Origin of the sequence: Actinocatenispora thailandica (assembly GCF_016865425.1) — a bacterium.
GTDB classification, from domain to species: domain Bacteria; phylum Actinomycetota; class Actinomycetes; order Mycobacteriales; family Micromonosporaceae; genus Actinocatenispora; species Actinocatenispora thailandica.
The window spans coordinates 4,242,354-4,266,967 of sequence record NZ_AP023355.1 but is presented as its reverse complement, the minus strand read 5'-3'; the positions used below and the strand labels follow the sequence as shown (position 1 = coordinate 4,266,967).

Genomic DNA, 24,614 nt, shown 5'->3' with positions numbered 1-24,614 from the left:
GGTTTACCGAATCCCGGTACCGAGGGTGGTCGAACGCGGCAAATCGGGGCGGTGCGGGCGCTCCGGCGGTCAGGTCCAGCTGTACCGGCTGCGCAGCACGGTGGCGACGCCGGTGAAGCGGGAGCGGTCCAGGATGGCGCCCTCGCGGCGGATGCCGTCCTCGCGCATGGTCAGCACCCGGTCGAGCCGCAGCCAGCTGGGCCGGTGCTGCCGGTCCCAGTCGCCGGGCCCGAGCGGGTACCAGTTGTGCTGGCCGTCCCGGCGGGCGTTGCTGGACAGCATCAGCCCGTACAGGGTGCGCCGGCCGGAGCGGCCGACGACCAGTACCGGCCGGTCCTTGCCCTGGTGGGGGTCCTCCTCGTACGGCACCCAGGTCCAGACGATCTCGCCGGGGTCGGCGCGCCCGTCCAGCTCCGGGGCGTACGCGAGGGTGCGGCGCCGGAGCGAGGCGACCTGGCGGGGTCGGGCCGGCCGGGCCGGAGCGGGTGCGCCGGGGCGGCGTCGGCGCAGGCGGGCGGCCACGGAGGCGAGCAGGTTCGGCACCCGCGCACCCTACCCGGCCCGGTCCTTCGAGGTGGAACGCCCCGGTTCGTCCCACGCGGGAATTGAGTCGCCTCGACTCAAGTTGTACGGGGTGACGCCCGGCGCGGTGACCCCGATGCCGGGCCGGTGATGGACCTGCTGAAGGAGAAACCTGATGAACAGTGTGTCGTTGTGGTCCCGGACCAGCCCGTTCGCCGAGTTCGACGCGCTGATGCGCAGCGCCTTCGGTGACGTCGCGGGCCGGCCGGCGCAGCGGGCCGGGTTCACCCCGGCCGCCGACGTGGTGTCCGACGGCGAGGACGCGGTGATCCGTATCGAGCTGCCCGGCGTGCGCGTCGAGCAGGACGTGACCGTGGAGGTCGACGGCGACCGCCTGGTGGTCCGCGGCGAGCGCCGCGACGAGACCAGCGACGGCGAGCGCGGCCGGCGGGAGGTGCGCTACGGCGCGTTCCGGCGCACCTTCGGGCTGCCCCGGCACGTCGGCCCGGACGCGGTGACCGCCAGCTACGACGCGGGCGTGCTCACCGTGCGGGTGGCCGGCGCGTACGCGGCCCCGGCGACGCACCGCATCGCCGTCACGACGTCGCGGCCGGCGGCGGTGGCCCCGGCCGAGACCCCGGCCGAGCCGGCCGACGGTACGGCGACCCGGGAGTAACGGCCCCACCGGTGATGGCCTGGCCGATCGGCCAGGCCATCACCGTGCCGGCCTGCGCACCGTCCCGGGCGCCGCGTCAGCCGCCCCGCCCATCGCGTACCGGTCCGGCGCCGCGCCCGCGCCCGCACGCGGCCGGGCCGGGCCGCCGTCCGCACGGCGACGCACGGCGCGGCCGGGCGAGGACAGTGAGGCTCGGTGCGGCCGGGCGAGTGCGGCGATGCTCAGTGCGGCCGGGCGAGGAGAGGGAGGCTCAGCGCAGCCGGGCGAGGACGGTGACTTCCTTGCGGTTGTGGTAGAGCTGCCGGGCGAACAGCACCTGGTAGCGCTCCCGCAGCAGCCGCAGGCAGTCGCGGACGGTGTCCAGCGGCCGGCGGCTACCGGTCTTGAGGGTGAGCACGATGTGCGCGCCGGGCCGCAGCGTCGCGGCCGCGTCCAGCATCACCCGGGTGCTCAGGTGCGGCTCCATCCGTAGGTCGTTGACCGCCAGGTCGAACCGGGTTCGGTTGGACCGGAGGAACTCCCCGACGGTGGTCGCGACGTGATGCACCCGCGGGTCGGCGGCCAGCGATCCGGCGAGCGCGCCGGGGTCGACCGCCCACACGTCCATGCCGCGGTCGCGCAGGATGCGGGTCCAGCCGCCGGGTGCGGCGCCGAGGTCGACGGCCCGGCCGCGCTCCGGCAACGGCACCGGGTACGCCTGGAACAGCTCCTCCAGCTTGAACTCGGCGCGGGAGACCTGGTCGGGTCCGCGGGAGAGCCGCACCCGGCCGCCGGGCCAGTCGCTGAGGCTGTCCGCGCCCCGGTTGAGCCCGATCAGCACGCCGTCGTGGACCACCGCGCAGGAGAGCACGGCGGCCGCGCCGGCGCGGCGTACCGTCCGGCCGGACTCCCGCAGCGTCGCCGCGACGGCCTCGAACAGTTGCCGCGAGCCGTACTCGACGGTGTCCGGGTCGCTGATCCAGGCCTGCACGGCGACCTCGTCGGCGCCGGCCAGCTCGGCCAGCTCGGCCGGTAGCGGGCCGTCGAGCAGCGCCGGTATCCGGGCCGCGACGCGCTCGGGGTCGTCGGCGTCCGGCCGTGGGATCCGCGCCAGCTGCACGGTCAGGTGCCGAACGAACACCACCGGCCGGTCCCGGCAGGCCGCCGCCACCTCGGCGGCGGTGGGGCCGGCCGGCAGTACGCCCAGGTCCGGGCCGAGGCGCTCGACGGTGACGGAGGAGCGTGCCGCGCCGTGCCGCATCGGGGCGCCGTGCTGGTCCGGGGTGGCCTGCGGCTTCGGGGTGTTGCGCCGCGGCAGGGCGCTCTGCAGCTCGCGGACCGCGGCACCGAAGCTCTCCTCGGCGGCCGAGAACACGACCCGCCCGGTGTCGTCGTTCACGCCGTGCTCACACCTCTCCACGCTCGCTCGCCACTGCTGCATCCGGCCGTGCGTGGCGACGACGGGCGGTGCAGCGGGTCGCCGGGACGGAAACACCGGGGGGTCGCCGGGACGAAAACAGTGGCCCCGCGGTGGCGAAGATCGACTTCACCGTCCGGCGGGGCCACTGCGATGGCTCGAATCGGCCCGGACGCAGGAGGACCGGGCCGGCGCTGCCGCTATGCGCGGCGCAGCACCTTGCCCTTCTTCAGGCAGGAGGTGCACACCTTCAGCCGCTTCGGGGTGCCGTTCACCACGGTGCGCACCGGCTGGATGTTCGGGTTGAAGCGGCGGGACGTGCGTGACTTCACCCGGCGCACCAGCGCGTTGCGGCCGAGCCGTTGAACGCTCTTGCCGTAGCCGGGCTCTTTGCCGCAGACGTCGCAACGCATAGACACGGTCATTCTCCTGCGTATGGTGGGGTGCTCTCAGGCGCCACTAGGGCACAGAATCTTCAACAGTCTAGCCGAGGGCCATTCCGGACGACCAGGTGGGCCCAGCGGGCGCCACGGCAGCGCCGAGTAACCGACAAAACGTGACAGGCCAGGCCGAAAGTCCGCACTGGCTGGCGCCTGGTCACCAGCCTACCCGCAGCAGCCACCCGCCTCCCGGCGGTACCGGCAGCGACTCGCCCGGCTCGCAACTCCGCGCCGGCTGGAACCCGTCGATCGGGGCGGCGCGCACCGGGCCGGCCGGGAGTACCGCCGGGTCGAGCGACAGGGCGACCTCGACCGGCTCCGGTGCCCAGCTGGCCACCGCGACCAGCGCGGTGCCGGCCCCGGCACCCGGGCCGGCGCGCAGGTACGTGGTGGCGAGCACGTCGTCGCGTCCGGTGCGGGCCGGGTTCGCCGGCGACCAGTGCCCGAGCATCCGGGCCCGGTCGATGCCGAACGCGTCCCACTCGCTCCACAGTGGACGCGGATCGGCGCCGTGCCCGAGCCGGCCGGTCATGCCGAAGATCATGCCGCGCCACGGGTTGCCACCGTCCTGCAACATCTCCCCGGTCAACCCGTACGGCAGGCCGGACATCTCGACCAGCCAGCGGTCCGGCGGTGCGTCGTGGTCGAAGTACTCGCCGAACCACAGCCGGTCGGTGTACGGCAGGTGCTCCAGGTACAGGTTGGCGCTGGAGGCGAAGCCGTCCCGCTCGTTGTACTGGTTGGCCGAGTGCACGTCGATCAACGGCTCCGGACGTCCCCGGTCGAGGATCCGGCGCAGCCGCAGCATGATGCGCCGGTCGAAGGCGATGTCGTCCAGGTAGATCCCGTCGATGCCGGCGCTGCGCACCAGCTTGTCCAGCCCGGCCAGGTAGTAGTTGAGGAACCGGCCGCCGCCGTCGACGATCAGCGAGCTGTCCTCGGTGGGAGTGGCGTACCAGGCGGGCAGCCGGTCGTCGTCCACGTGCTCGCGCAGCCAGGAGCAGCCACCGCCGGGCCCGCGGGCGAACACCTCGTCGCCCAGCGACAGCAGGGCGAACAGCTCCGGCGCCCGGGTGCTCAGCTCCCGCACGGTGTAGTAGAGCTTGACCGCCAGCCCGGCCGCGTGCGCATCGTCCACGTAGGACTCCAGCGTCCCCGGTGTCAGGAACGGGTAGTTCAGGTACGGGTTGACCGGCGTGGCGTGATGGATGTTGACCACCGTCGCGCCGGTCGCCGCCGCCTCGCCGACCGGCCGGCAGTCGTGCAGGTACCGCTGGGCGAAGTGCCGGTCGGTGCGCAGCGGTTTGAACGGGGTGAGCAGCAGCCGCGCGTCGAACCGCAGCCGCTGCCCGGCGCCCAGTCGCCGCGGGCCGCCGTAGCAGCACAGCCGGAGCACCGGCCCGTCGGCGACGGTACGGATGCCGCCGCGACCGTCGTTGTGCCAGGACTCCGGCAGCACCAGTGGGCGCTGGTGATAGAAGTTCGTGTTCAGCGGTCGCACGTAGTGCTCGTCGGACAGTTGCACCTGCACGCCGGCGGCCACGTCGCCGAGCCACACCGCGTCCTGGTTGCGGGCCACGTCCCAGTGCCAGTCCACCGTGGACGGCCGGGTGCCGCCGGACACGCCGAGGCCCATCAGGTAGGGCACCGCGTCGGACCGCAGCGGCAGCTCCAGCGCGACGTCGGACAGCTCGACGTCGTCGGCCGCGACCAGCTCGATCCGCAGCGACAGTGCCCCGTCGAACTCCAGCCGGCCGCTCAGTTCCACCGTCACCCCGGCGGCGTTTCCGTGCGCCGACCAGTCCGCGTGGGCACCGGTGGCGGCGCCGGGGCGCCGGGCGGCGAGCGGTTCGTGCGGCACCCCGTCGGCGTCTCGTACGGTCAGCGTCACCGGCGCGGCGAGCAGCTCGGTCGGCGCCGTACCGAGCTGCCCGTCCGGGGTGTAGAAGCTGGTCAGTTGCGCCGGGAGTCCGCTGCCGGCCAGGGCGACCGACCGGCCCAGCACCCGCAGCGTCTCCCCGTCGACCCGGACCGGGTGGTACGGCCGCACCACGCTGTCGTCCGACCCGATCCGGGAGTTCAGCCACCGCAGCCGGCACAACGCCACCGGATCGTCCCGCTCGGGCCCGGCCGGTTCGCGGGTCGGCGCGCGGGTGGCGGGTGGCGGGGCCGCCGCGGGGTCGGCGATGGTGAGGGTGACCGCGACCGTGGCGCTGCGGCTCCCGGCGGTGACGGTGAACCTGCCCCGGTAGTCACCGGCGGGTGCATCGGGCGGGATCGTAGCGCCGCACCAGAGCGCGGCGACCGTGTGGTCCGGCACGTCCAGCCGGCGGCGGATCGGTGCCCCGGTCTCGTCGAAGCCGCCGAGCGTGAGGCACTCGAAGACGCCGGCGCCGAGTTCACCATCCGATGTGGACAGTGCGGCGAACTCGACGGCGACGTCGGTCAGCTCGGTGCCGTAGACGCCGAGCTGGAAGGCGTGGTACTCACCGGGTTCGGCGCAGAGGTGCAACCGTCCACAGTGGTCGTTCTGCAGCCAGCGGGCGGGCAGCTGTCGCATCCGGATCGGATGGTCGCGATCCTCGCCGAACACCAGCAAGCCCGGATCGGCCGGCGCGGTGACGGCCGGGCGCTCCATCTCGGTGTATCGGTGGTGCTCGTCGATCGCCTGGTAGTGCACCGATTCCGCGGTTGCGGCGGCCCGGTCGGCGGTGGGCGCCCAGGCCGGATCCGGTGCGGTCGGGGCGAGGTACTCGTGCTCCGGGTACGAGGCGCTGCCGGTCGCCGCGTACGGGAGGTAGTAGACCAGGTAGTCGCCGGGGCCTCGGTCGGGTTCGAAGACACACCGGCCGGCCGCGACGAAGGCGTTCGGGACGGGGTCGCCGTCGGGTGCGTGGACGATGACGCCGCCGCGGTGGCGGCTCGGCAGCCGCCACGGGAGGGGTACCGCCACCGCGGTGGCTTGACTGCGGACGGTGACGACGGCGCGGTGATTGCCGTACGTACTGGTGTCCCATGATTCGGGAGATATCGCTTCGGTGGCTGGCATGCTGCGCAATCTAGCTCGAAGAACCGGGAATTCGAGCGCTCTTGACATTCGTAACGTCTTTTCTCCAGGATGTGTCAAAACTCGAACCGAGGAGGCGAGGTGGCCGCACCGTGACGGCATCCGCTCGGGCCGACGAGGCCACCCCCGCCGCAGCGACCCGAACGGCCACCCGGCGCCGTCGCGGCGCGGCACGCGGCCGGCGGGTACCGCTGCGGGCCCGGCTGCGCAAGGACCGGACGCTGCTGTTCCTGTGCCTGCCCGGCCTGCTGTACTTCGTGCTCTTCTACTACCTGCCGCTCGCCGGCAACGTGATCGCGTTCCAGGACTACCAACCGTTCCTGGGCTTCGGCGGCAGCCAGTTCGTCGGGCTGGCCAACTTCACCGAACTGCTGTCGGACGCCGACTTCTGGTCCGCGGTACGCAACACGCTGGAGATCACCGTGTTGCAGCTGGTGCTGTACTTCCCGGCACCGATCGGGCTGGCGCTGCTGCTCAACTCGATGCTCGGCAGCCGGATCAAGCGGTTCGTGCAGACCGTGGTGTACCTGCCACACTTCCTGTCCTGGGTGGTGGTCGTCGCGATGTTCGGCCAGGTGCTCGGCGGCGCCGGCTCGATCACCACGCTGTTGCGCGACCACGGCGTCGACATCGGCAACGTGATGGCCAACCCGGACACCTTCAAGCTGCTGGTCACCTCGCAGGTGATCTGGAAGGACACCGGCTGGGCGACGATCATCTTCCTGGCCGCGATGACCGCCATCGACCTCGACCTGTACGAGTCGGCCGCCTGCGACGGGGCCGGCCGCTGGCGCCGGATGTGGCACATCACGCTGCCGGGCATTCGCGCGGTGACGCTGATGCTGCTGATCCTGCGGCTGGGCGACATCCTGTCGGTCGGCTTCGAACAGCTGATCCTGCAACGCGACGCGGTCGGTGCCGGGACTTCCGAGGTCATCGACACGTTCGTCTACTACCACGGCGTGATCGGTGGCGACTGGGGGATGAGTACCGCGGCCGGGTTGATGAAGGGCGTCATCGGGGTGGCGCTGATCGTCGCGGCGAACAAGCTCGCGCACCACCTCGGCGAGCAGGGGGTGTACCAGAAATGACCGGTACCGGGCTGGCCAGCCGCGCGCTCGCGCGCATCTTCCGGGCCGACGTACCGCCGTGGTTGGAGGAACCGACCAGGCTCGGCCGGATCCTCAAGGGCGTCGCGCTGATCGTGATCTGCGCGCTGGTGATCTATCCGTTCCTGATCGTGCTCGGCACCAGCCTGGCGCCGCGGCAGGAGATCATCGACGGCGGCGGGTTCGTGCTCGTCCCGCACCACCCGACGCTGGAGGCGTACCGGGTGGTGCTGTCCGGCGGGGTGGTGGCGCGTTCGGCCGCGGTCTCGATCGGCATCACCCTGGTCGGCACCGCGGCGAGCCTGGCCTGCACCGTGATGCTGGCCTACGGGCTGTCCCGGCCCAACACCACCGGCACCCGGCCGATCCTGCTGCTGATGCTCGGTACGTTCCTGTTCGCGCCCGGCATCATCCCGAACTACCTGGTGGTCAAGCAGCTCGGCCTGCTCGACTCGTACGCCGCGCTGGTCGTGCCGGTACTGCTCAACGCGTTCAACGTGGTCGTGGTCCGGGCGTTCTTCCAGGCGATCCCGGACGAGCTGATCGACGCGGCGCGCATCGACGGTGCCGGCGAGGTACGGATCCTGACCCGGATCGTGCTGCCGCTGTCGCGCGCGGTGCTCGCCGTCGTCGCGCTCTACTACGCGGTGTCCTACTGGAACACGTTCTTCAACGCGATCCTGTACCTGTCGGACTCGTCCCGGTGGCCGTTGCAGGTGATCCTGCGCAAGTACGTGATCCAGGGCGACTCGATGACGGCGACCGCGCTCGGCGTGCAGACGCTGCCGCCGTCCCAGTCGCTGCAGATGGCGGTGCTGGTGATCGCGATCGTGCCGATCGCCGCGGTCTACCCGTTCCTGCAGAAGTACTTCGTCCGCGGCGTGCTGACCGGCGCCGTCAAGGGCTGAGAACCCCTCCCGGTGTCCACGAAGGAGTGTCAACGATGACCAGTGACGGTGTTTCCCGGCGGACGCTGCTGGGTGCGGCCGGTGCCGCCGGCCTCGCCGCGCTCGCCGGCCCGGCGCTCGCGGGCTGCTCGACGAAGGCCGGCGGCGGCGGCGCGACCGCGTCGGCGAAGGTGAAGCTACCCACCTACCGGCCGTTCGCCGGCGGCGAACCGGACCTGCCCGGCTCGGCGCAGGGCCTCGACCCGGGGTACCTGAGCTTCCCGAAGGACGCGAAGCGGTCGGTGTCGACCGCGCCGGGCAAGGGCGGTACCGTCACCTCGCTGACCTACGGGGAGACCCAGCTGCCGCCGGCGGAGGGCAGCAACACCTACTGGCAGCAGTTGAACTCGCGGCTCGGGGTCGAGCACCTGAAGGTGCGCATCGGCAGCGACGACTACCCGACCGTGTTCAACAGCATGGTGGCCGGCGACAACCTGCCGGACCTGGTGTGGGTCGCCCCGAACCAGGGGCTGCAGCACATCGCCGAGCTGGCCCAGGCGAAGTTCGTCGACCTGACCCCGCACCTGTCCGGGGACAAGGTGTTGAAGTATCCCAACCTGGCCAACATCCAGCAGTACGCCTGGAAGACCGCGGTGATCAACGGGAAGATCTGGGGCGTCGCCGTGCCGTACGGCACGTTCGGCCAGGTGTACAAGGTGAACACGAAGCTGTGGGAGCCGGTCGGCGGTGCGGTGTTCCACGACGCCACCGAGTTCCTCGACAAGTGCAAGCAGATCACGCACGCCAAGTCGAACCGGTACGCGCTGGAGAACGGCCAGTACACGCTGCAGAACTGCCTGCACATGGTGGGGGAGTGGCACGGCGTACCGAACGGGTGGCGCGAGTCCGGCGGGAAGCTGACGTACTACATCGAGACCGACGAGTACGAGGCCGCGCTGGAGTTCGTCGTCAAGCTGTACAAGGCGGGGGTGTTCTTCCCGGACCCGAAGATGAGCAACGCGGACGACAAGATGGCGCAGGGTGCGGTCGCCGCCAGCGTCGCGTCGTTCCCCGGCTACCTCGGTTCACCTCGGACGGTCAAGTACCCGGTCGGCGCGATCGTGCCCTTCGGCTTCGACGGCAAGGCCACCCCCACCTTCGACCTCGGGTACGGGTCGGTCGGGTTCACCGCGATCCGCGCCAGCGGCAACGACAAGCGCGTCGAGCAACTGCTCGGCATCCTCGACTACCTGGCCGCGCCGTTCGGGTCGGCCGAGCGCAACTTCCTGCTGTACGGCACCGAGGGCACCCACTACCGGCTCGACGCGCACGGCAACCCGCAGCTGACCACCAAGGGGCAGACCGAGACGCTGCTGTCCGGCCCGCTGCAGTTCCTCGCCAACTGCCCGGAGTACCTGTACACGCCGAGCAACGCGCAGTTCACCAAGGACACCTACGCGCTGGAGCAGAAGCTGCTCAAGATCGCGCAGCCGAACCCGACCAGCGGGCACTACTCGGACACCAACACCTCCAAGGGGCCCACGCTGGCCCAGCTGTACAGCGATTTCGTCGCCGATGTGGTACAAGGTCGCAAGCCGATCTCGGCGCTCAAGCAGCTGCGCAGCGACTGGCGCTCCGGCGGCGGCGACAAGATCCGGCACGAGTTCGAGCAGTCCATCGCGAAGGACTCCTGAGGACAGCCGGCACCGGGCGGCCCGACCCGCCCGGTGCCGGGAACGGTTGCGGCAGAACGGAGCGGCGATGAGTGGCAGGCGCGGGCCGAACGTGGTGCTGATCGTCTCCGACGACCACGGGTACGCCGACCGCGGGCGGCTGGGGCGCAGCCCGGACGCGGTGACGCCGGCGCTGGACCGGCTCGCCGCCGAGGGCGTCGGCTGCACCGACGCGTACGTCACGGCCCCGATCTGCAGCCCGTCCCGAGCCGGTCTGATCGCCGGCCGCTACCAGCAGCGCTGGGGAGCCCGCTGGTTCGACTCGTCGGCGTTCGCGCCGGACGGTGCGAGCCTGGCCGAACGGTTCGCCGAGCTGGGCTACGCCACCGGCTACTTCGGCAAGGTCCACTACGGGCAGGAAGGCCCCGGCGACCGGGCCTGCCCGCCGCGCCACGGCTTCGCCGAGTCCTACTACGGGCTCGCCGGCCGGCAGATGGGTCGGCTCAACTACCTGCGCCACTCCCGCGCCGCGGTCGACGAGTACGGCCCGGAGGCGTCCTGGCGGATGGCGGTGCAGCCGATGTTCGACGGCGACGAGGAGGTGGAACTGGAGGGCTTCCTCACCGCCGAGCTCGGCGACCGGGCCCGCGACTTCGTGGCCCGGCACGCCGACGAGCCGTTCTTCTGCATGGTGGCGTTCAACGCGGTGCACAACTTCTGCTGGCAGCTGCCGCCGGCCGAACTCGCCCGCCGCGGGCTGCCGACCCGGCCCGACTGGGACGAGGCCGGCGAGCCCTACGCCGACTGGTACGACGGGGTGATCAGCCCCAACCTGCCGGACGGCCGCGCCTACTACGCCGCGCAGCTGGAGCTGATGGACGCCGAGATCGGCCGGCTGCTCGACGAGCTGGACGCGCGCGGCCTCGCCGACGACACGATCGTCGTCTACCTGACCGACAACGGCGGATCCACCTGCAACTACGGTGACAACGCGCCGCTGGCCGGCACCAAGTACACGCTGTGGGAGGGCGGCATCCGGGTACCGCTGCTGGTCCGGTGGCCGGGCGGCGGCATCACCGGCGGGCACGACCGGGCCGGCCTCGTCTCCTCGCTCGACCTGTACCCGACGCTGCTCGCCGCGGCCGGCGCCGACCCGGCCGGGTACGCGGACTCCGACGGCGTCGACCAGGCCGCGCTGCTGCGTGGCGAGCGTGCCGGCGGGCACGACGCGCTGCACTGGGACTGCGGCTGGCAGTGGGCGATCCGGCGCGGCGACTGGAAGCTGCGCTACGTCGAGCCGGGTGCGCCGCAGGTCGAGGGCATCCGTACCGTCGAGCACGCCGATCCCGGCGCCGGCCTGGGTCTCTACCACCTCGGTGACGACATCGGCGAGACGACCAACCTGGCCGATCGCCACCCGGGCCTGGTCGCCGAGCTCACCGCCGCGCACCAGGCCTGGCTCGACAGCCTGACTGCCTGATCGACACCGGCTGGCCGGGAGTCGGCCGGGGTGGTGCCTCAGTCGGCGCGGGGCAGCAGCCGGCCGCCCTGGAACAGGTCGTACCGGCCGTCGGGACGCGGCAGGAAGTGCCACCCCGACGGCGACTGCTCGGTGTCGACGAACATGGCGTCGCGCAGCGCAACGAGCGTCACGGTCTGCTCGCTCGGCGCCGACAGCTCGCTCGCGTACCGGCTGTGCACCCGCAGGCCGCCGGCCGCTTCGTCGACCCGGACGGTCCGCACCAGGTTCCGGTAGGTCCCGGTGTAGCGCGCCGCGTCGACCGGCCGCGGTGACGCCGGTGCGGCGAGCCGGGGCGGGGCCACGCCGGCCAGCTCACCGAGCAGCTCGCCGAACAGCGTCTGGTAGAGCGGGTTCGGCTCGCCGCCGTTGGTCAGCAGCACCGCCGCCACCCCGCGGTCCGGCACCACCCGCAGGTACGCGTACTGGCCGAGCGTCTCACCGTCGTGCCCGAACACCGTCCGGCCGGACCAGTCGTACAGCTGCCAGCCGAGCCCGCGGCGCTGCACCGCCCAGCCGGTCGGCACCTCGGCCTGCGGCTCGCGCATCGGCGCGAGCGCATCGTCGCGCAGGTGCTCCGCGACGAAGGCCAGCACGTCCGCGGCGGTCGCCAGTACGCCGCCGGCCGGGCCGGTGGAGCGCGGAAACCCCCACTGCGGCACCGGTTGCCCGTCCTCGTGCCCGATCGCGGTCGCGTACCGCAGGGCCTGCTCCGGCAGCGTGACGGTGTGCCGCAGCCCGAGCGGCGCCAGCACCACCGACGACAGCGCGGCGTCCCAGCTGGTACCGGTGAGCGCCTCGATCACCCGGCCGGCGATGCTGAACGCGGCGTTGGAGTACGAGCTGGTCGCGCCGACCGGGTGCACCAGCGGGAGGTCGGCGCAGGCCGCGACGTAGCGGGCCAGGCAGTCGTCGCCGCGGCCGGTGTCGTGGAAGTAGTCGCCGTCGATGCCGCTGGTGTGGGTGAGCAGGTGCCGGAGGGTCACCGCGTCGGTGGCCGCGGCGTCGGACAGCCGGAACTCGGGCAGGATCGCGCGAACCGGGGTGTCCAGCGTGACCCGGCCGGCGTCCACCAGCCGCTGGACGATCGTCGCGGTGTACACCTTGCTCAGCGAGCCGAGCTGGAACAGCGAGCCGGTCGAGACCGGCGCGCCGGTGCCGACGTGCAGCACCCCGGTCGCCACCTCGTGCACCGTACCGTCGACCAGCACACCCAGCACCGCACCGGGAACCCCGGCGGTGGAACTCAACCGGGCCAACCGATCCCGCCACCGCGCCGCGTCGAAGTCCATACCGGCGAACCTACCGAACCGGCCCGCCCGGGTTCGCTTCGGCTCGGCGGCGCCGCCTCCGCGGCCGGTCAGATCGTGCGCAGGCCGGACAGCGCGCGGGTCAGTATCGCCGGGGTCGGCGGCGGGCCGTCCGGGCCGGTCACCGCGACGAGCCGGCGACCGACCAGCTCGTCCAGCAGTACCCGTACCGCGACCACCGGCACGTTCATCAGCCCGGCGATCTCGGCGACGGCGCTGGGCCGGGCGTTGACGATGTCCAGCACCCGCAGGTGCGCCGGGTCCAGCCCGTAGACGGCGGCCGTGTCGCCGGGCCGCCCGTACACGGTCGCGGTCCGGTTGTACGGCGTCGCCGCGACCCGGCCGCGGGTGACCATGTACGCGGCGACGATCGGCAGCTCGTCCTCCTCCCGGTCGTTCGGGGTGCTCGTCGGCGTGGTTCCGGCAGGGTCGATGCGCCAGCCTCCCGCGCCGGCCGGTTCGCCACGCCAGCCGCCTCCGGCCGGTTCACCATGCCAGCGGCCTGCGGCCGGTTCGCCACGCCAGCCGCCTCCGGTACCCCAGGTGCCGGCGGGCGTCGCTGCCCCGTCCTGCCCGGTGGTCCAGTCCGCACGGTGCCGGTGGGTTGCCGGTTCCCCCGCGGCCATCACACGCCGCCCCGGGAGGGCAGCAGCGCCTCGGCATCCACGTCGTGCAGCAGGGCCGGCGGGATCAGCACGATCGCGGTCGTTCCGCCGTACGGGCTGGGGCGCAGCGTGACGGTGATCCCGCGAGCCGCGGCGAGCCGACCCACCACCGTCAGGCCCAGCCGTGCCGCGTGCAACACCGGCGGATCCGGGTCGCGGGCGATCGCGGTCAGCTCGGCCAGCGCCGCCGGCCCCGGCCCGTCGCCGCGGTCCTCGATCTCCACGCAGTACCCGTGCGAGCCGAGGCTGCCGGCCACCGTCACCGGCGTACCGGGCGGGGAGAACCGGGTCGCGTTCTCCACCAGCTCGGCCAGCACGTGGATGAGCTCGGCGACCGTGTCCGCGGCGACCTGGCACTCCTGTACCGGCAGGAACGACACCCGGACGTGGTCGGTGGTCTCCTGCACGGCGGCCTGCAGCACGTCGACCATCCGCTGCGGCCGCCGGTGCGGCGCGAGCGGCCGCTCACCCATCGCGATGACGATGTTGTCCACCGCCCGCTGGATGCGCTGGGCGTGCGCCTCCAGCGCGTACAGCCGGGTGGTGTCCTCCGGGGTCAGCTCGGTGCGCCGCAGCCACTCGACGATCGTGGTCCGCAGCGCCCTGGTCGGCTCGGCGAAACGGCGTGCCAGGCCGAGCGCGAGACTCAGGTCGTTCTCCCGCCGCGCCTCTTCCAGCGTGGCGGCCACCACGTCGGTCGCCAGCGACTGCTGCGCCCGGGCCACCGCACCGAACTCGTCGGTACCGATCTGGATCGGCCGCAGGACCGACTTCGGGTCGACGTGCTCGCCGTGCCGCAGCCGGCGGACGAACCGGCTCAGATCGTCGGACAGCTGGTGCGCGTTGTCGGCGAGCCGGCGCAGCTGGGTCAGGACGTGCGCGGGGGCCAGCCGGACCCAGACCACCGCGACGGCAGCGGCGAGCGCCGCACCGATCGCGGCGACCAGCCAGGTCGCGGTGTGCAGCGGCGCGTCGTGCAGGCGGGTCGCGGCGTACCAGGTGATCGCCGTCGCGTACGACACGAGCAGGGCGAGCACGACCAGTACGCCGACGATCGCCCACCTCAACCGGGTCTTCAACGGTGCCGATCGCAGAGTTGCCACGTCATGTCCGTTCGGGGGTGGGGACATTCTCGGCCGAGGTCGCCGCGCCGTGCAGCCACCCGGCGGGCGAGTTGCGCGATGCGGGTTCCCTCGATCGGTGCAACGACGGGCCGCGCACCAGGACACGCCGCCGGTTCGGGTCGCTACGGTGACGATGCACGCGGATTCCGCGTTTCGCCTGTCCGGCGCGCCGGTTCGGCCCGATCGCAATCGGGGGGCGGGGGCGACTGCTCAGTCCGCGGTGCCGAGGCCGATGTCGGCGGAGACCCAGTGCCGCGGGGTGAGCGTGATCGCGACGGACGCGCCGGGGTCGGCGACGATCTCCGCGACGTAGTCGTCCAGCGCGGCGCCGGTCAGGTAGCGGCCGGCGATCTCCCGCACCACGCTCGCGTCCGCCGAACTGAGACCGGCGGTGCCCTCGACACCGACGTACCGGTAGGTCGGTCGGTCCCGCTGCACCAGCAGCGAGCAGCGGCCGGCGAGCCGGATCGCGGCGGCCTTGCGGGACCCGGCACCGGTGAACATGACGAAGTCGCCGCCCGGCCGGTACGCGTACCAGATCGGCGCCACCAGCGGCCCGCGATGCGTACCGTCCTCCACGGCCAGCGTCGCCACCAGCGGTGTCGCCAGCAGCTCGGCGCGCTGCGCCTGGTCGAGTGCCATCGCACGGACCTCCCGTCGGCCGGCCGGGCCACCTCGCCGGGCCCGTTCCGGCACCACGGCAGGCGACGCGCCCACGGACCCTCCTCCGGCACGCTAACCCGCGGCCGAGCGCCACCGGCCCCGAAACCGCCGATTCCACGCCTGGCGAGCCGGCCGCATCGCCGCGCGCGAGCCGACCTGACCGGGCTGGCGCGGGTCGCGCCTGGGGTGCCAGGTCCGGGCCACGGGTCGGCGCGCCGGGCGTGCCCGGCGCGGTGGGCGGGCCCGGGGCCCGGAGCGGCGGCTCGGCGCGGCGCGCGCCGGGGGCCGCCGGCCGGTGCGGCAAGGGCAGCGGGTCGATGCGGCACGAGTGGTGGGTACCGCGCCGGGCCGGCACCGGTGGTCGGGGGCGGCGGGTCAGCGTGGCGCGGGCGTGGCGCGCGCCTCGCGGATCCGCTTGGCCGCCTCGATCACCCCGATGCCGAGAACGACCAGGGCGGTGACCGAGTAGAACGAGTCGGGCGTGGTCCAGCCGCCGTTGACGTCGGCCAGGAACCTCGGGTCGAAGATCGCGTGCCGCTGCACGGTCCACGCCAGCGGCAGGGTGCACAGCGCCTCGGCGAGCACGTACCCGGCGGCGAGGCGGACGCCCGAGCCGCGGCCGGTCGCCCGGACGACGTCCAGGCCGGTCAGCGCGACCAGCCCGAGCAGGATCGGCCAGGCCAGGCCGGACCACAGCGCCGGGTCGAGCACCGGCAGCCGCTCGCCGCCGCCGGCACGGTAGGGCAGCGCGACCTGCTGCCAGATCAGCAGCCCGGCGAGCGCGGCGTGCCAGGCCGCGGAGGCGATCGGCGCGGCGGTGGGTCGATCCGCGGCGCGCCGCCGCGGCAGCGCGTCCGGGGTCCAGGCCGCGGCCCGCGCCTTCGCCGCCCGCCCCGGGTACCGGGAGAGGAGGAAGAACCCCAGCGTCAACCAGGCGAAGACCTGCGCGCCGACGGTGACCAGGGTACCGACCGCGGCACCGACCGCCGAACCGAACTCGTCGTGCTCCAGCACGTCGGCGACGGTGCTGATCACCGTGACCAGTGGCACGACCGTGGCGAGCAGCAGCGTCAGCAGCCGCACGTACGTCGGGTAGAGGTCGGGGCCGATCAGCGCGAGCGGCCGGTCGGCGTACCGCGCGGCGAGGCGGATCGGATCGCCCATCTCGGTCAGCACGGCCCGCTCGGCGGCGTCGCGGTCGGGTTCGGCGCGCGCCTCCAGGGTGTCGGTGATCGTCGCGTGCAGCTCCCGGCCGACGTCGTCCCGGTTCGCGGCGGGGATCCGGCGGACCACCTCGTGCACGTACCGCTCGGTGAGCGTATCCATCAGGTCTCCTTGGTCAGGCGGTCGATCGTGTCGACCAGGTCGTGCCACTCACCGATCAGCCCGTCGCGGACCGCCGCGCCCTCGGCGCTGGTCCGGTAGAACTTGCGCGGCCGGGACTCGTCGGTGTTCCACTCGCTGGTCAGCAGCCCCTGCTTCTCCAGCCGGCGCAGCAGCGGGTAGAGCGTGTTGCCGTCGACCGCGACGCCGGCGGCGTCGAGCGTCTCCAGCAGCGCGTACCCGTACTGCGGGGTGGCGAGCAGCGCCAGGCAGGCCAGCACGACGGTGCCCCGGCGCAGCTCCTGCGCCTGGCTCGCGATCGACTCGGCGATATCCACGTGCCACACGATACTGTGTGCCACACACTAATGTCCATCGCGCATCCTCCGGGGCGACCGGCACCCGGGCAGCCGGTACCCGGGCCGGCCCGGTGTCCGCGCCGGCACCTCGGCCCGGTGTCCGCGCCGGCACCCCGGCCGGTACCGGGCAAGCGGGCGGTACCGGCCTCGACGGGCGAGTCAGCGGGCCAGGCCGGCGTCGGCCACCAAGTCGGCGGCGAGCGCGTCGACCTCGTCCGCCGGCAGCCCGCGCGCGACGAACCAGCTGCCCACGTTGCGCACGTCGCGGGACAGCAGCTCCCGCCCGCGCGGATGGCCGATCACCTCGACGATCTGCGGCACGTCGATGAACACCAGCCGACCCCGGTGCACCAGCAGGTTGTAGGCCGACAGGTCGCCGTGCGCGTACCCGTCGCGCGCCAGCACGGTGAGCCCCGCGCGCAGCTGCCGCCACAGGTCGTGCAGCTCGTCGGCGGCCGGCCGCAGCTGGGCCAGCCGAGGCGCGGCGGTACCGTCCGGTTCGCCGATGAACTCCATCAGCAGCTCGGTCTCGACGATCTGCACCGGGTAGGGCACCGCCATGCCGTCGCGCCACATCCGGCACAGCGCATCGAACTCGGCCGCCGCCCAGGTGCCGGCGATCGCCTCCATCCCGAACGAGGTGCGCTTCGCGATCGCCCGGTTCACCCGGGACTCGCGCACCTTGCGGCCCTCCAGGTACCCGGCGTCGCGGTGGAACATCCGGTGCTGGGAGTCGCGGTACCGCTTGGCCGCGAGCAGCACCGACCGGTCGGTGTCCGGGACCGCGCGCTCGATCAGGAAGACGTCCGCCTCCTTGCCGGTCTTGAGGATGCCGAGCTCGGTGTCGACCGCGCCGAGGTCGGTGATCACCCAGTCCGGGTGCGGTTTCGGGCCGCGTTGCAGCGGCTGCGACTGGTCCCAGGTGGTCCACCGGTCGCCGAACGGTGGCGCGTCCGGCGCCGGGCCGTCCTCGGCGGCACCGAACCTGGCCGCGAAGTCGGCGAACGCCGCGTCGAGGTCGTAGCTGGCGTCGTCCAGGCGTCGTTTGCCGCCGCGGCGGCGGATCGGGGTGAAACTGTCCTGCTCGTCCACTGTGGTGGGTCTCCTTGACGGCGCCCACCGCGGCGTGTGCTCAGCCGGTGGGCGAGGCGATGGGAAGGGCGTCGTGGGCGCCCCGCGGGGCGCACGGCAGCACAAAGACGGCCATCGGTCACCCCTCCCTTCGTTCGTCGTCGGGCCACTGCCCGACACCCCGGCGGCGCCGCCCGACGGGCAGGCGCTCGACCGAGCGGGACGTTAGCCGATGCCGCTCCCCACCCGCAACCGAATTTCTCTCCCGCTGCGAGACCGGTCACGGGTACGTCGACGAGGTGGCGATCCGCCCCGTCGTCGACCTCACCTGACCGGATCGGTCGCCGGACCCACCGTCCGCTGCGGACTGCTCGGCCCGGCGCTCCGGGTGCGCCAGCGGCGGCGGACCCGGCGCCGCGCGGCGGGCGGCGGCCCCGGGTGCGTACCGGCGAGCGAGTCGGTCGCCCGCTGCACCCGGCGGGTCAGCGCCGGCAGCCCGGACAGCTGGCCGGCGGCGACCCGCTGCAGCGCCGGTACCAGCCGGATCAGCGCGGCCGCCGAGCGGGCGGCGGGCGAGGTCGCGGCGGGCCGGCCGCGGGCCGCCGTGGCGCAGGCCGGGCCGCAGTACCGTGGCGCCCGACCCCGCGCGGGTGGCTGGATCCGTGCCGTGCAACCGGGCCCCTGGCAGTCGACGGCGGTGCGCCGCCGCGGGTGCGCGGCGCGGAACGCGGCGACCTGGTCGGCGAGGGCGGCCAGTTCGGCGGCCTGCTCGGCGGTCAGGGTGCCGTTCGCGGCGCGCCGGTGTTGCCGGGTCAGCCAGCCCTGCGCCGACTCGTCCGGGTGCCGGCCGGCGGCGAGCAGGCCGCGCAGCTGCTCGACCCGCTGGTACCAGCGTTGCTCCTGGCGGCCGCGGATGCGCCCGAACAGGGCCCGGTGCGGTTCCGGCATGGTGCCGGCACGCAGCGCCGCCCGCTGTCGGCTCATCCATTCCACGGTGGACTTTCCGGTGTCGCCGGCGGCGGCCAACCGGTAGCGACGCAGCCACGTGTCGGGTACCGCGGCTCGCCGGATGGCGGCCAGTTCGCCGGCGATACCGGCGTGCGAGCGGCGGGCCCAGCCGGCGAGTACCCGTTCCGCCGGGTCGGCGGCGTCGAGCTGGGGCAGGTGGTGGTGGGTGGTGACGAAGGTGCGCAGCGCGTCGAGCCGGTCGGTCCGGTCCTTTCGGCGGGCCGCGGAGATGTCCCAGCGCCAGCCCGGTAGGGCGAGCAACGCGTCGCGCTGCTCGGGCCTGAGCCGGTCCCGGTGCTGGCGGCAGTTGCGGGCGAACCGGCCGACCCGGTAGCCGTCCGCGTCGAGCGCGCCGACCGGCGGGATGGTGCCGCGGGCGCGGATCCACGCGACCAGCGCCGGATACCCGACCGACCAGCGGGACAGTCCGGTGTCCAGCCGCCGCCGGGGTCGCTTGCTGCGCCACACCCACCCCGGTACCGCGGCGAGTGCCGTGGCACGCTCGGCGGCGAGGGTGCCCCGGTGGTACGCGTAGCGCACGTTGCTGACCCAGGTGGCGAGGTTGCGGCCGTCCGGCATCAGCGTGTCGCGGGGCGGGTAGCAGTCCCCGTGCGCCGCCGCGTACGCCCGCAGCGCGGCCAGTGCCGTCGCGAAGCTCGCCGGCAGCGGCCGGGTCGCCCCGGCGGGTGCCGGCCGGGGTCCGGTCGCCGGCAGCGGTCTGTTCGGGGCTTGCCTGGTCCGGGCCGGTGCGGCCACTCTCGCCTCCCAAGTACGTGCCGTCGCGGTCGACGAGGCTGCGGGCGGGCGCGCCCGAGCGTGGGTGCTACCACGAACATCGACCCTGATGCGCCTCTCCGTGCATTAACGACCACGGAGGGTTTCGCGTAGCGCGGTGTCCGGTTCGTCACCGGGCGCCACCGCGGCCGGCCCGCTCGCCGCGGCCGACGACGTGGTCGTGGCGGCGCGGCAAGACGTCCAACGAGGTCGGCGGCGGGCGGTGGCGTCCCCTTCCGGGTGACCACGCCGGTTTCGTACCCGCCATCCCGGCCGCCGCGGCCCCGGTGCACTCGGACGGCGGGCCCGGCGGATCGCCATCGACGGCCGGCACCGGCTACCGCCGGGCCGACCGGTGCGCGACGGTGCCGCGCTGCCCTCGGCGCGGGCCCCGGGCCGGTTGCGGGCCGCTCGCGTGCTCCGGCAGCCGGCGCCGGGGGCGGGCGGCACGTAGGGTTCCGGGCATGGGGTGGCGGCATGCACACGGGTGACACGTACGAGGTGGCCGACCTGGCGTTGGCCGCGGCCGGGGGCCGGCGCATCGCGTGGGCCGAGCGGGCGATGCCGGCGCTGTCCTCGGTACGCGCCCGGTTCGTCGCCGAGCGCCCGCTCGACGGTCAGCGGGTCGCCGCCTGCCTGCAGGTCACCGCCGAGACCGCGGTCCTGTTGAGCACGCTCGTCGCCGGCGGCGCGCAGGTCCGGCTGGCCGCCTCCAACCCGCTGTCCACTCAGGACGACACCGCCGCGGCGCTGGTGGCCGATCACGGCGTCGGCGTGTACGCGCGCTCCGGCGTCGACACCGAGACCTACCGCCGGCACCTGTCCGGTGCGCTGGATCTCGCTCCCACGCTGGTCATCGACGAGGGCGGCGACCTGGTCAACACGCTGCACACCGACCGCGCCGACCTCGCCGCGGCGGTACGCGCCGGCTGCGAGTCGACCGCGTCCGGCGTGCTGCGGGCCCGGCAGATGCACCGGGAGGGCGTGCTGCGCTTCCCGATGGTCGCGGTCGACGCGACGCCGACCCGGCGGCTGGTGGACAACCGGTACGGCACCGGTCAGTCCACTGTGGACGGAATCGTCCGGGCCACCAACCTGCTGCTCGCCGGCCGCACCGTGGTCGTCGCCGGTTACGGCCAGTGCGGTACCGGCATCGCCGAACGCGCTCGCGGCCTGGGCGCCCGGGTGCTGGTCACCGAGGTCGACCCGCTTCGGGCGCTGGACGCCACGCTGCAGGGGTACCAGGTGCTGCCGATGGCGCAGGCGGCCCGGTGCGGCGAGGTGTTCGTGACCGCAACCGGCAACCGGGACGTGCTGCGCGCCGAACACTTCGAGGTGATGCCGGACGGCGCGGTGCTCGCCAACGCGGGCCACTTCGACGTCGAGATCGACATCCCGGCGCTGGCGGACCTCGCGGTCGAGCGGCGGATCGGCGAGCGCGCCTACGTCGACGAGTACGTGCTCGCCGACGGCCGGCGGCTGCAACTGCTCGCCGAGGGGCGGGTGGTCAACCTGACCGCCGCCGAGGGCAACCCGCCCTCGGTGATGGACCTCGCGTTCGCCGGCCAGGCGCTCACCGCCGCGTGGCTCGCCACCGGCGAACTGCTGCCGACCGGGGTCCATCCGGTACCGGCCGAGCTGGACCGGCAGGTCGCCGATCTGCGGCTGGCCGCGAGCGACATCCACCTCGACACCCTCACCGACAGCCAGCGCGCGTACCTGAGTTCCTGGCGCAGCGCCGATCCCGGCTGATCGCGGCCCGGCGAGGCATGCCGCGGCGAGCTGGTACGGCACCATCGGCATGGCCGAAGGCGTCGGTTCGGTGGTCGGCGCGTTGGGTGCCGCCGCGATCGCGGCGCGGCTCGGCAACGCGCGGGTGTTCTCGATCGGCCTGGTCCTGATCGGCCTCGGCACCATGGTGTACGCGCGGATGCCGGCGCTGCTGGCCGGGCTGGTGGTCATCGTCGTGCTGGCGGTGCCGCTGGGCGCGATCAACTCGGTGTTGAGCCCGATCCTGCTGGATGCCACCCCGTCCCGGCTGCTGGGCCGGGTCGTTTCGGTGCTCAACCCGATCCAGCAGGTCGCGTCGCTGGCCGGGGTCGCCGTCGCCGGTTGGCTGGCCAGTACCGTGCTGCTCGGCTTCGGCACCGACGTGGCCGGCGTGCACCTGGGCCGGCTCGACACGGTCCTGCTGGCCGCCGGGCTGCTCGTGCTGATCGGCGGTGTCTACGCGATGGTCGCGCTGCGCGGTGCGGACCGCGCCACGCAGCCCCGGGCGGCCACCGGCGACCCCGCGGGGCCGGCTCCGGCGGCCGACGCGGGGCCGGGCGGGCCGGCGCGAGAATCCGGCGCCGACCCGGAACCCGAGGCTGGCCCGGAGCCGCCGGTCACAGCGACAGGAAGTGGATGCTGAACTCGGCGACCGCGGTGGCGCAGACGAACGAGGCGATCACCACGGTCACCGCCACCAGTACCAGCTTCCAGCCGCTGGACAGCAGCGCCCGCGCGTCCCGGCCCAGCGACAGCCCGACCAGCGCCAGTACCGGTACGCCCAGCGCGACCAGGTCGATGTCCGCCACCAGGGCGAGGATCTGGTGCGCCAGCGGGAAGAACGGCGCCGAGATCAGCGTCGCCACCGCCATCGTGACGACGATGTAGGGCAGCCACCGCACGTACCGGCCGACGAGAACCGAACCGAACGCGATGGCGAGCAGCAGCACCATGCCGCCGATCATCGCGAGCGTCAGCTTGTGCACCGCGACCAGTTGCACGACGAGCATCACCAGACCGAACACGCCCAGCGCGGTCGCCGTCTCGCGCATACTCAGCGGGGTGGACTCCCCGGTCGCCTCGGCCGGCCGGCGCAGGCCGGCGGCGGGCAGCGGCTCGACCGCGGTACCGGAACGGCCCAGCCGGGCCGCCACCTTCGTCCACAGTGGATACAGCCGGCGGGTCAGCGGCAGGGCGAGGAACGCCGCCGCGTACGTCGCGGTCAGGCTGGTGACCGCGCTGGCCGCGGCCGAGTAGGCGAAGATCTGGTGCGCCTGGTCGGGGAACGTCGCCGACAGCGCGCCGACCGCGCCGAGCATCATGCTGGTGGAGCCGACCGCGGAGCCGATCGCGAGCGCGTGCGGGCTGAACACCCCGAGCGAGCCCAGGACGCTCGCCAGCAGTGCCGCGAGGATCGCGCCGAACACGGTGCCCACCACGTACGTGCCGAGGGCGCCGCGGTACTCCGGGGAATCGGCGCCGAACCGCTCGGCCACGATGCCGATCATCGGCTCCCGGTCGATCGAGTACGTGGCGCCCACGCTCGCGCGGCCCAGCCCCAGCAGCACCACCGCGACCGGCAGGCAGAAGATCACCGAGCCGAACACGTGCCCGACCTCCTGCAGCAGCAGCGCCGCGCTGGACTTCCCGAGCGTCTCGATCTCCGGCCCGATCAGCAGCCCGAGCCGGGCCATGAACACCGCGATCGTCGGCGCGACCAGGGCCGCGGAGGTGCGCTGCGCCGCGACCGGCAGCGGCCGGAACCGCTGGATGCTGAGCACCGCCGCGATGATCACCGCGTAGATGATGGGCAGCAGCCCGATCTGGCTGCGCCACACCTTCAACTGGAAGGGGCCGATCGCCTGGCTCACCACCGCCACCACCGTGGACAGCGCGACGACCAGCCAGAAGATCCGGGTACCGGCGTGCCGCGCCGGTGCGTCGGTGGCTACCGAGTTCATGACGACTCCGACCGGGTGGGGGTGTGGTGGTGTCAGTCGGGGAGCGCGCCGTGCATCAGGCGGCCCCGGCAGATGACCGCGACGACGTTGTCGGCGGACAGGTCCGTGATGCGGGTCCACGGCCGGCCGCGGACCAGCAGCAGGTCGGCGGCATGCCCGGTGGCGATGCGGCCGATGGTGTCGCCGAGCCCGACCGCCGCCGCGGCGTGCGAGGTCGCCGCGGTCAGCGCCGCCTCGGCGGTCAGCCCCAGTACCCGGGTCATCGCGTCGAGTTCGGCGAACAGCGAACCCCAGGGCAGCATCGACCCGTTGGTGTCGGTACCGAGGACGAACCGGACGCCGGCCTCGACCGCGGCGCGCAGCCGCGGATCCCGGTCGGCGATCAGCGCCGCCGCCTTGGCCCGGCTGTCCGGTGACGCCGGTACCGTGCCGTCGGCGATCCCGTCGTTGATCACCAGCGTGGGCGCCACCGTGAGCCCCCGCGCGGCGATCGTCGCGGCCTGCTCGGCGGTGAGCAGGGTGCCGTGCTCGATCGAGTCGACGCCGGCCGCGAGCGCCGCGTCGATCGCCGCCTCGGTGTGCGCGTGCGCCGCGACCGGCAGGCTCAGCGCGTGCGCCTCGTCGACGATGGCGTCGAGTTCCGCGGCGGTGTAGTTGCGCCAGCCGGCCCGGTCGCCGGTGGACAGCACACCGCCGCCGGTCATCACCTTGATGCCGTCGGCCCCGCCCGCGCGTACCGGCGGACCAGGGTGCGGCAGGCGTCCGGGCCGTCGGCCGTCGGCGGCCGGTGCGGCGCGTCCGGCGGGGTGAACAGGTCCTGGTGGCCGCCGGTCATGTTGACCACGCCGTACGCGAGGACCCGCGGGCCGTCGCGCAGTCCGGCGTCGAACGCCCGCCGCAGCGCGACCGGCCGCTCGTCGCTCGCCATGTCCCGTACCGTCGTCACGCCGCAGGCGAGCGCGCGCCGGGCGTGCGCCGCGGCGTGCAGCGCCTGCTCGGCGACGGTGGTGACCAGCGGCCAGGTGCCGTAGGTGTAGTCGCCGGGGCGGGCCGGCCCGGTCAGGTGCACGTGCGTGTCGATCAGGCCCGGGAGCAGCGACAGCTCCGGCCACCGCTCGGTACCGCCGGGCGCGACCTCGGTGATGGCGCCCTCCTGCCACTCGACGGTGGCCGGGCCGAGCTGCTCGGTGCCGTCCCAGACCCGGATTCCGGACAGGCGCATGGTGGACTGCACACTCCTCGCAGGATGGACGGCGGGGCGTTGTACGAACCGCCAGCCCGGTGCGCCGGGGTGCCC

The 24,614-nt window shown here is 73.7% G+C and carries 22 protein-coding genes; 7 read left to right on the top strand and 15 right to left on the bottom strand.

Annotation, left to right across the window (positions count from 1 at the left end; translation table 11 throughout):
* Positions 1-69: 69 nt before the first annotated feature.
* Positions 70-543 (bottom strand): type II toxin-antitoxin system PemK/MazF family toxin, encoded by a 474-nt coding sequence (locus Athai_RS18995; protein ID WP_420829791.1) that lies wholly within the window; start codon positions 541-543, stop codon positions 70-72.
* A 154-nt stretch (positions 544-697) separates the two neighbouring features.
* Here Athai_RS18995 and Athai_RS18990 point away from each other — a divergent pair, with 154 nt between their 5' ends.
* Positions 698-1,198: an Hsp20/alpha crystallin family protein gene (locus Athai_RS18990; RefSeq protein ID WP_203962735.1), complete on the top strand. Its 501-nt coding sequence runs from the start codon at positions 698-700 to the stop codon at positions 1,196-1,198.
* 250 nt (positions 1,199-1,448) lie between these two features.
* Here the strand turns inward: Athai_RS18990 and Athai_RS18985 are convergent, their stop codons facing one another.
* The 3 genes from Athai_RS18985 to Athai_RS18975 form a co-directional block, all read right to left on the bottom strand.
* Complete coding sequence (locus Athai_RS18985; protein ID WP_203962734.1) at positions 1,449-2,576, bottom strand: SAM-dependent methyltransferase; 1,128 nt, start codon at positions 2,574-2,576, stop codon at positions 1,449-1,451.
* 218 nt (positions 2,577-2,794) lie between these two features.
* Positions 2,795-3,019: a 50S ribosomal protein L28 gene (gene rpmB, locus Athai_RS18980; protein WP_084132173.1), complete on the bottom strand. Its 225-nt coding sequence runs from the start codon at positions 3,017-3,019 to the stop codon at positions 2,795-2,797.
* 172 nt (positions 3,020-3,191) lie between these two features.
* Complete coding sequence (locus tag Athai_RS18975; protein WP_203962733.1) at positions 3,192-6,083, bottom strand: glycoside hydrolase domain-containing protein; 2,892 nt, start codon at positions 6,081-6,083, stop codon at positions 3,192-3,194.
* 110 nt (positions 6,084-6,193) lie between these two features.
* Here Athai_RS18975 and Athai_RS18970 point away from each other — a divergent pair, with 110 nt between their 5' ends.
* The 4 genes from Athai_RS18970 (at position 6,194) to Athai_RS18955 (ending at position 11,250) form a co-directional block, all read left to right on the top strand.
* Entirely contained in the window at positions 6,194-7,192 is a 999-nt protein-coding gene (locus tag Athai_RS18970; RefSeq protein ID WP_239157028.1) for an ABC transporter permease, read from the top strand.
* Complete coding sequence (locus tag Athai_RS18965) at positions 7,189-8,118, top strand: carbohydrate ABC transporter permease (protein WP_203962732.1); 930 nt, start codon at positions 7,189-7,191, stop codon at positions 8,116-8,118. The genes Athai_RS18970 and Athai_RS18965 overlap by 4 nt, the downstream gene beginning before the upstream one ends.
* A gap of 35 nt (positions 8,119-8,153) precedes the next feature.
* On the top strand, positions 8,154-9,791 hold the full coding sequence (locus Athai_RS18960; RefSeq protein WP_203962731.1) for a type 2 periplasmic-binding domain-containing protein: 1,638 nt from the start codon (positions 8,154-8,156) through the stop codon (positions 9,789-9,791).
* 67 nt (positions 9,792-9,858) lie between these two features.
* Complete coding sequence (locus Athai_RS18955) at positions 9,859-11,250, top strand: sulfatase family protein (RefSeq protein WP_203962730.1); 1,392 nt, start codon at positions 9,859-9,861, stop codon at positions 11,248-11,250.
* Positions 11,251-11,288: 38 nt separating this feature from the next.
* Here the strand turns inward: Athai_RS18955 and Athai_RS18950 are convergent, their stop codons facing one another.
* The 8 genes from Athai_RS18950 to Athai_RS18915 all read right to left on the bottom strand — a co-directional run bounded on the left by Athai_RS18950 (position 11,289) and on the right by Athai_RS18915 (position 19,568).
* Positions 11,289-12,581, bottom strand: a complete 1,293-nt coding sequence (locus Athai_RS18950) for a serine hydrolase domain-containing protein (protein ID WP_203962729.1) — start codon at positions 12,579-12,581, stop codon at positions 11,289-11,291.
* Positions 12,582-12,649: 68 nt separating this feature from the next.
* Positions 12,650-13,225: a DUF742 domain-containing protein gene (locus Athai_RS18945; RefSeq protein ID WP_203962728.1), complete on the bottom strand. Its 576-nt coding sequence runs from the start codon at positions 13,223-13,225 to the stop codon at positions 12,650-12,652.
* Positions 13,225-14,367 (bottom strand): sensor histidine kinase, encoded by a 1,143-nt coding sequence (locus tag Athai_RS18940; RefSeq protein ID WP_203962727.1) that lies wholly within the window; start codon positions 14,365-14,367, stop codon positions 13,225-13,227. Before Athai_RS18940 ends, Athai_RS18945 begins: the two co-directional genes overlap by 1 nt.
* A gap of 231 nt (positions 14,368-14,598) precedes the next feature.
* Positions 14,599-15,030, bottom strand: coding sequence for a pyridoxamine 5'-phosphate oxidase family protein (locus tag Athai_RS18935; protein WP_203962726.1), 432 nt, complete (start codon positions 15,028-15,030; stop codon positions 14,599-14,601).
* Positions 15,031-15,426: 396 nt separating this feature from the next.
* Positions 15,427-16,377, bottom strand: a complete 951-nt coding sequence (locus Athai_RS18930) for a hypothetical protein (RefSeq protein ID WP_203962725.1) — start codon at positions 16,375-16,377, stop codon at positions 15,427-15,429.
* Entirely contained in the window at positions 16,377-16,712 is a 336-nt protein-coding gene (locus Athai_RS18925; protein ID WP_203962724.1) for a PadR family transcriptional regulator, read from the bottom strand. Before Athai_RS18925 ends, Athai_RS18930 begins: the two co-directional genes overlap by 1 nt.
* A 180-nt stretch (positions 16,713-16,892) precedes the next feature.
* A complete protein-coding gene (locus tag Athai_RS18920) occupies positions 16,893-17,825 on the bottom strand; it encodes a serine protein kinase RIO (protein ID WP_203962723.1) in 933 nt (310 codons plus the stop codon).
* 303 nt (positions 17,826-18,128) lie between these two features.
* Positions 18,129-19,568 carry a Helicase associated domain protein gene (locus Athai_RS18915; RefSeq protein WP_203962722.1) on the bottom strand — a complete coding sequence of 480 codons (1,440 nt, stop codon included), beginning with the start codon at positions 19,566-19,568 and terminating at the stop codon, positions 18,129-18,131.
* Positions 19,569-20,063: 495 nt separating this feature from the next.
* On the opposite strand from Athai_RS18915, the gene Athai_RS18910 reads away from it, so the two are divergent.
* Both Athai_RS18910 and Athai_RS18905 read left to right on the top strand, forming a co-directional pair.
* Positions 20,064-21,338 carry an adenosylhomocysteinase gene (locus tag Athai_RS18910; protein ID WP_203962721.1) on the top strand — a complete coding sequence of 425 codons (1,275 nt, stop codon included), beginning with the start codon at positions 20,064-20,066 and terminating at the stop codon, positions 21,336-21,338.
* The gene (locus Athai_RS18905; protein ID WP_338028182.1) at positions 21,328-21,999 is read left to right on the top strand and encodes an MFS transporter; all 672 of its coding nucleotides are present in this window, start codon (positions 21,328-21,330) and stop codon (positions 21,997-21,999) included. Before Athai_RS18910 ends, Athai_RS18905 begins: the two co-directional genes overlap by 11 nt.
* Here the strand turns inward: Athai_RS18905 and Athai_RS34825 are convergent.
* The 3 genes from Athai_RS34825 to Athai_RS34815 are packed head-to-tail and all read right to left on the bottom strand — an operon-like array spanning position 21,974 to position 24,539.
* Complete coding sequence (locus Athai_RS34825) at positions 21,974-23,317, bottom strand: DUF3100 domain-containing protein (protein ID WP_203962719.1); 1,344 nt, start codon at positions 23,315-23,317, stop codon at positions 21,974-21,976. The genes Athai_RS18905 and Athai_RS34825 overlap by 26 nt on opposite strands.
* A 32-nt stretch (positions 23,318-23,349) precedes the next feature.
* Complete coding sequence (locus Athai_RS34820) at positions 23,350-24,021, bottom strand: amidohydrolase family protein (protein ID WP_203962718.1); 672 nt, start codon at positions 24,019-24,021, stop codon at positions 23,350-23,352.
* Entirely contained in the window at positions 24,021-24,539 is a 519-nt protein-coding gene (locus tag Athai_RS34815; RefSeq protein ID WP_203962717.1) for an amidohydrolase family protein, read from the bottom strand. Before Athai_RS34815 ends, Athai_RS34820 begins: the two co-directional genes overlap by 1 nt.
* Positions 24,540-24,614: the final 75 nt, after the last annotated feature.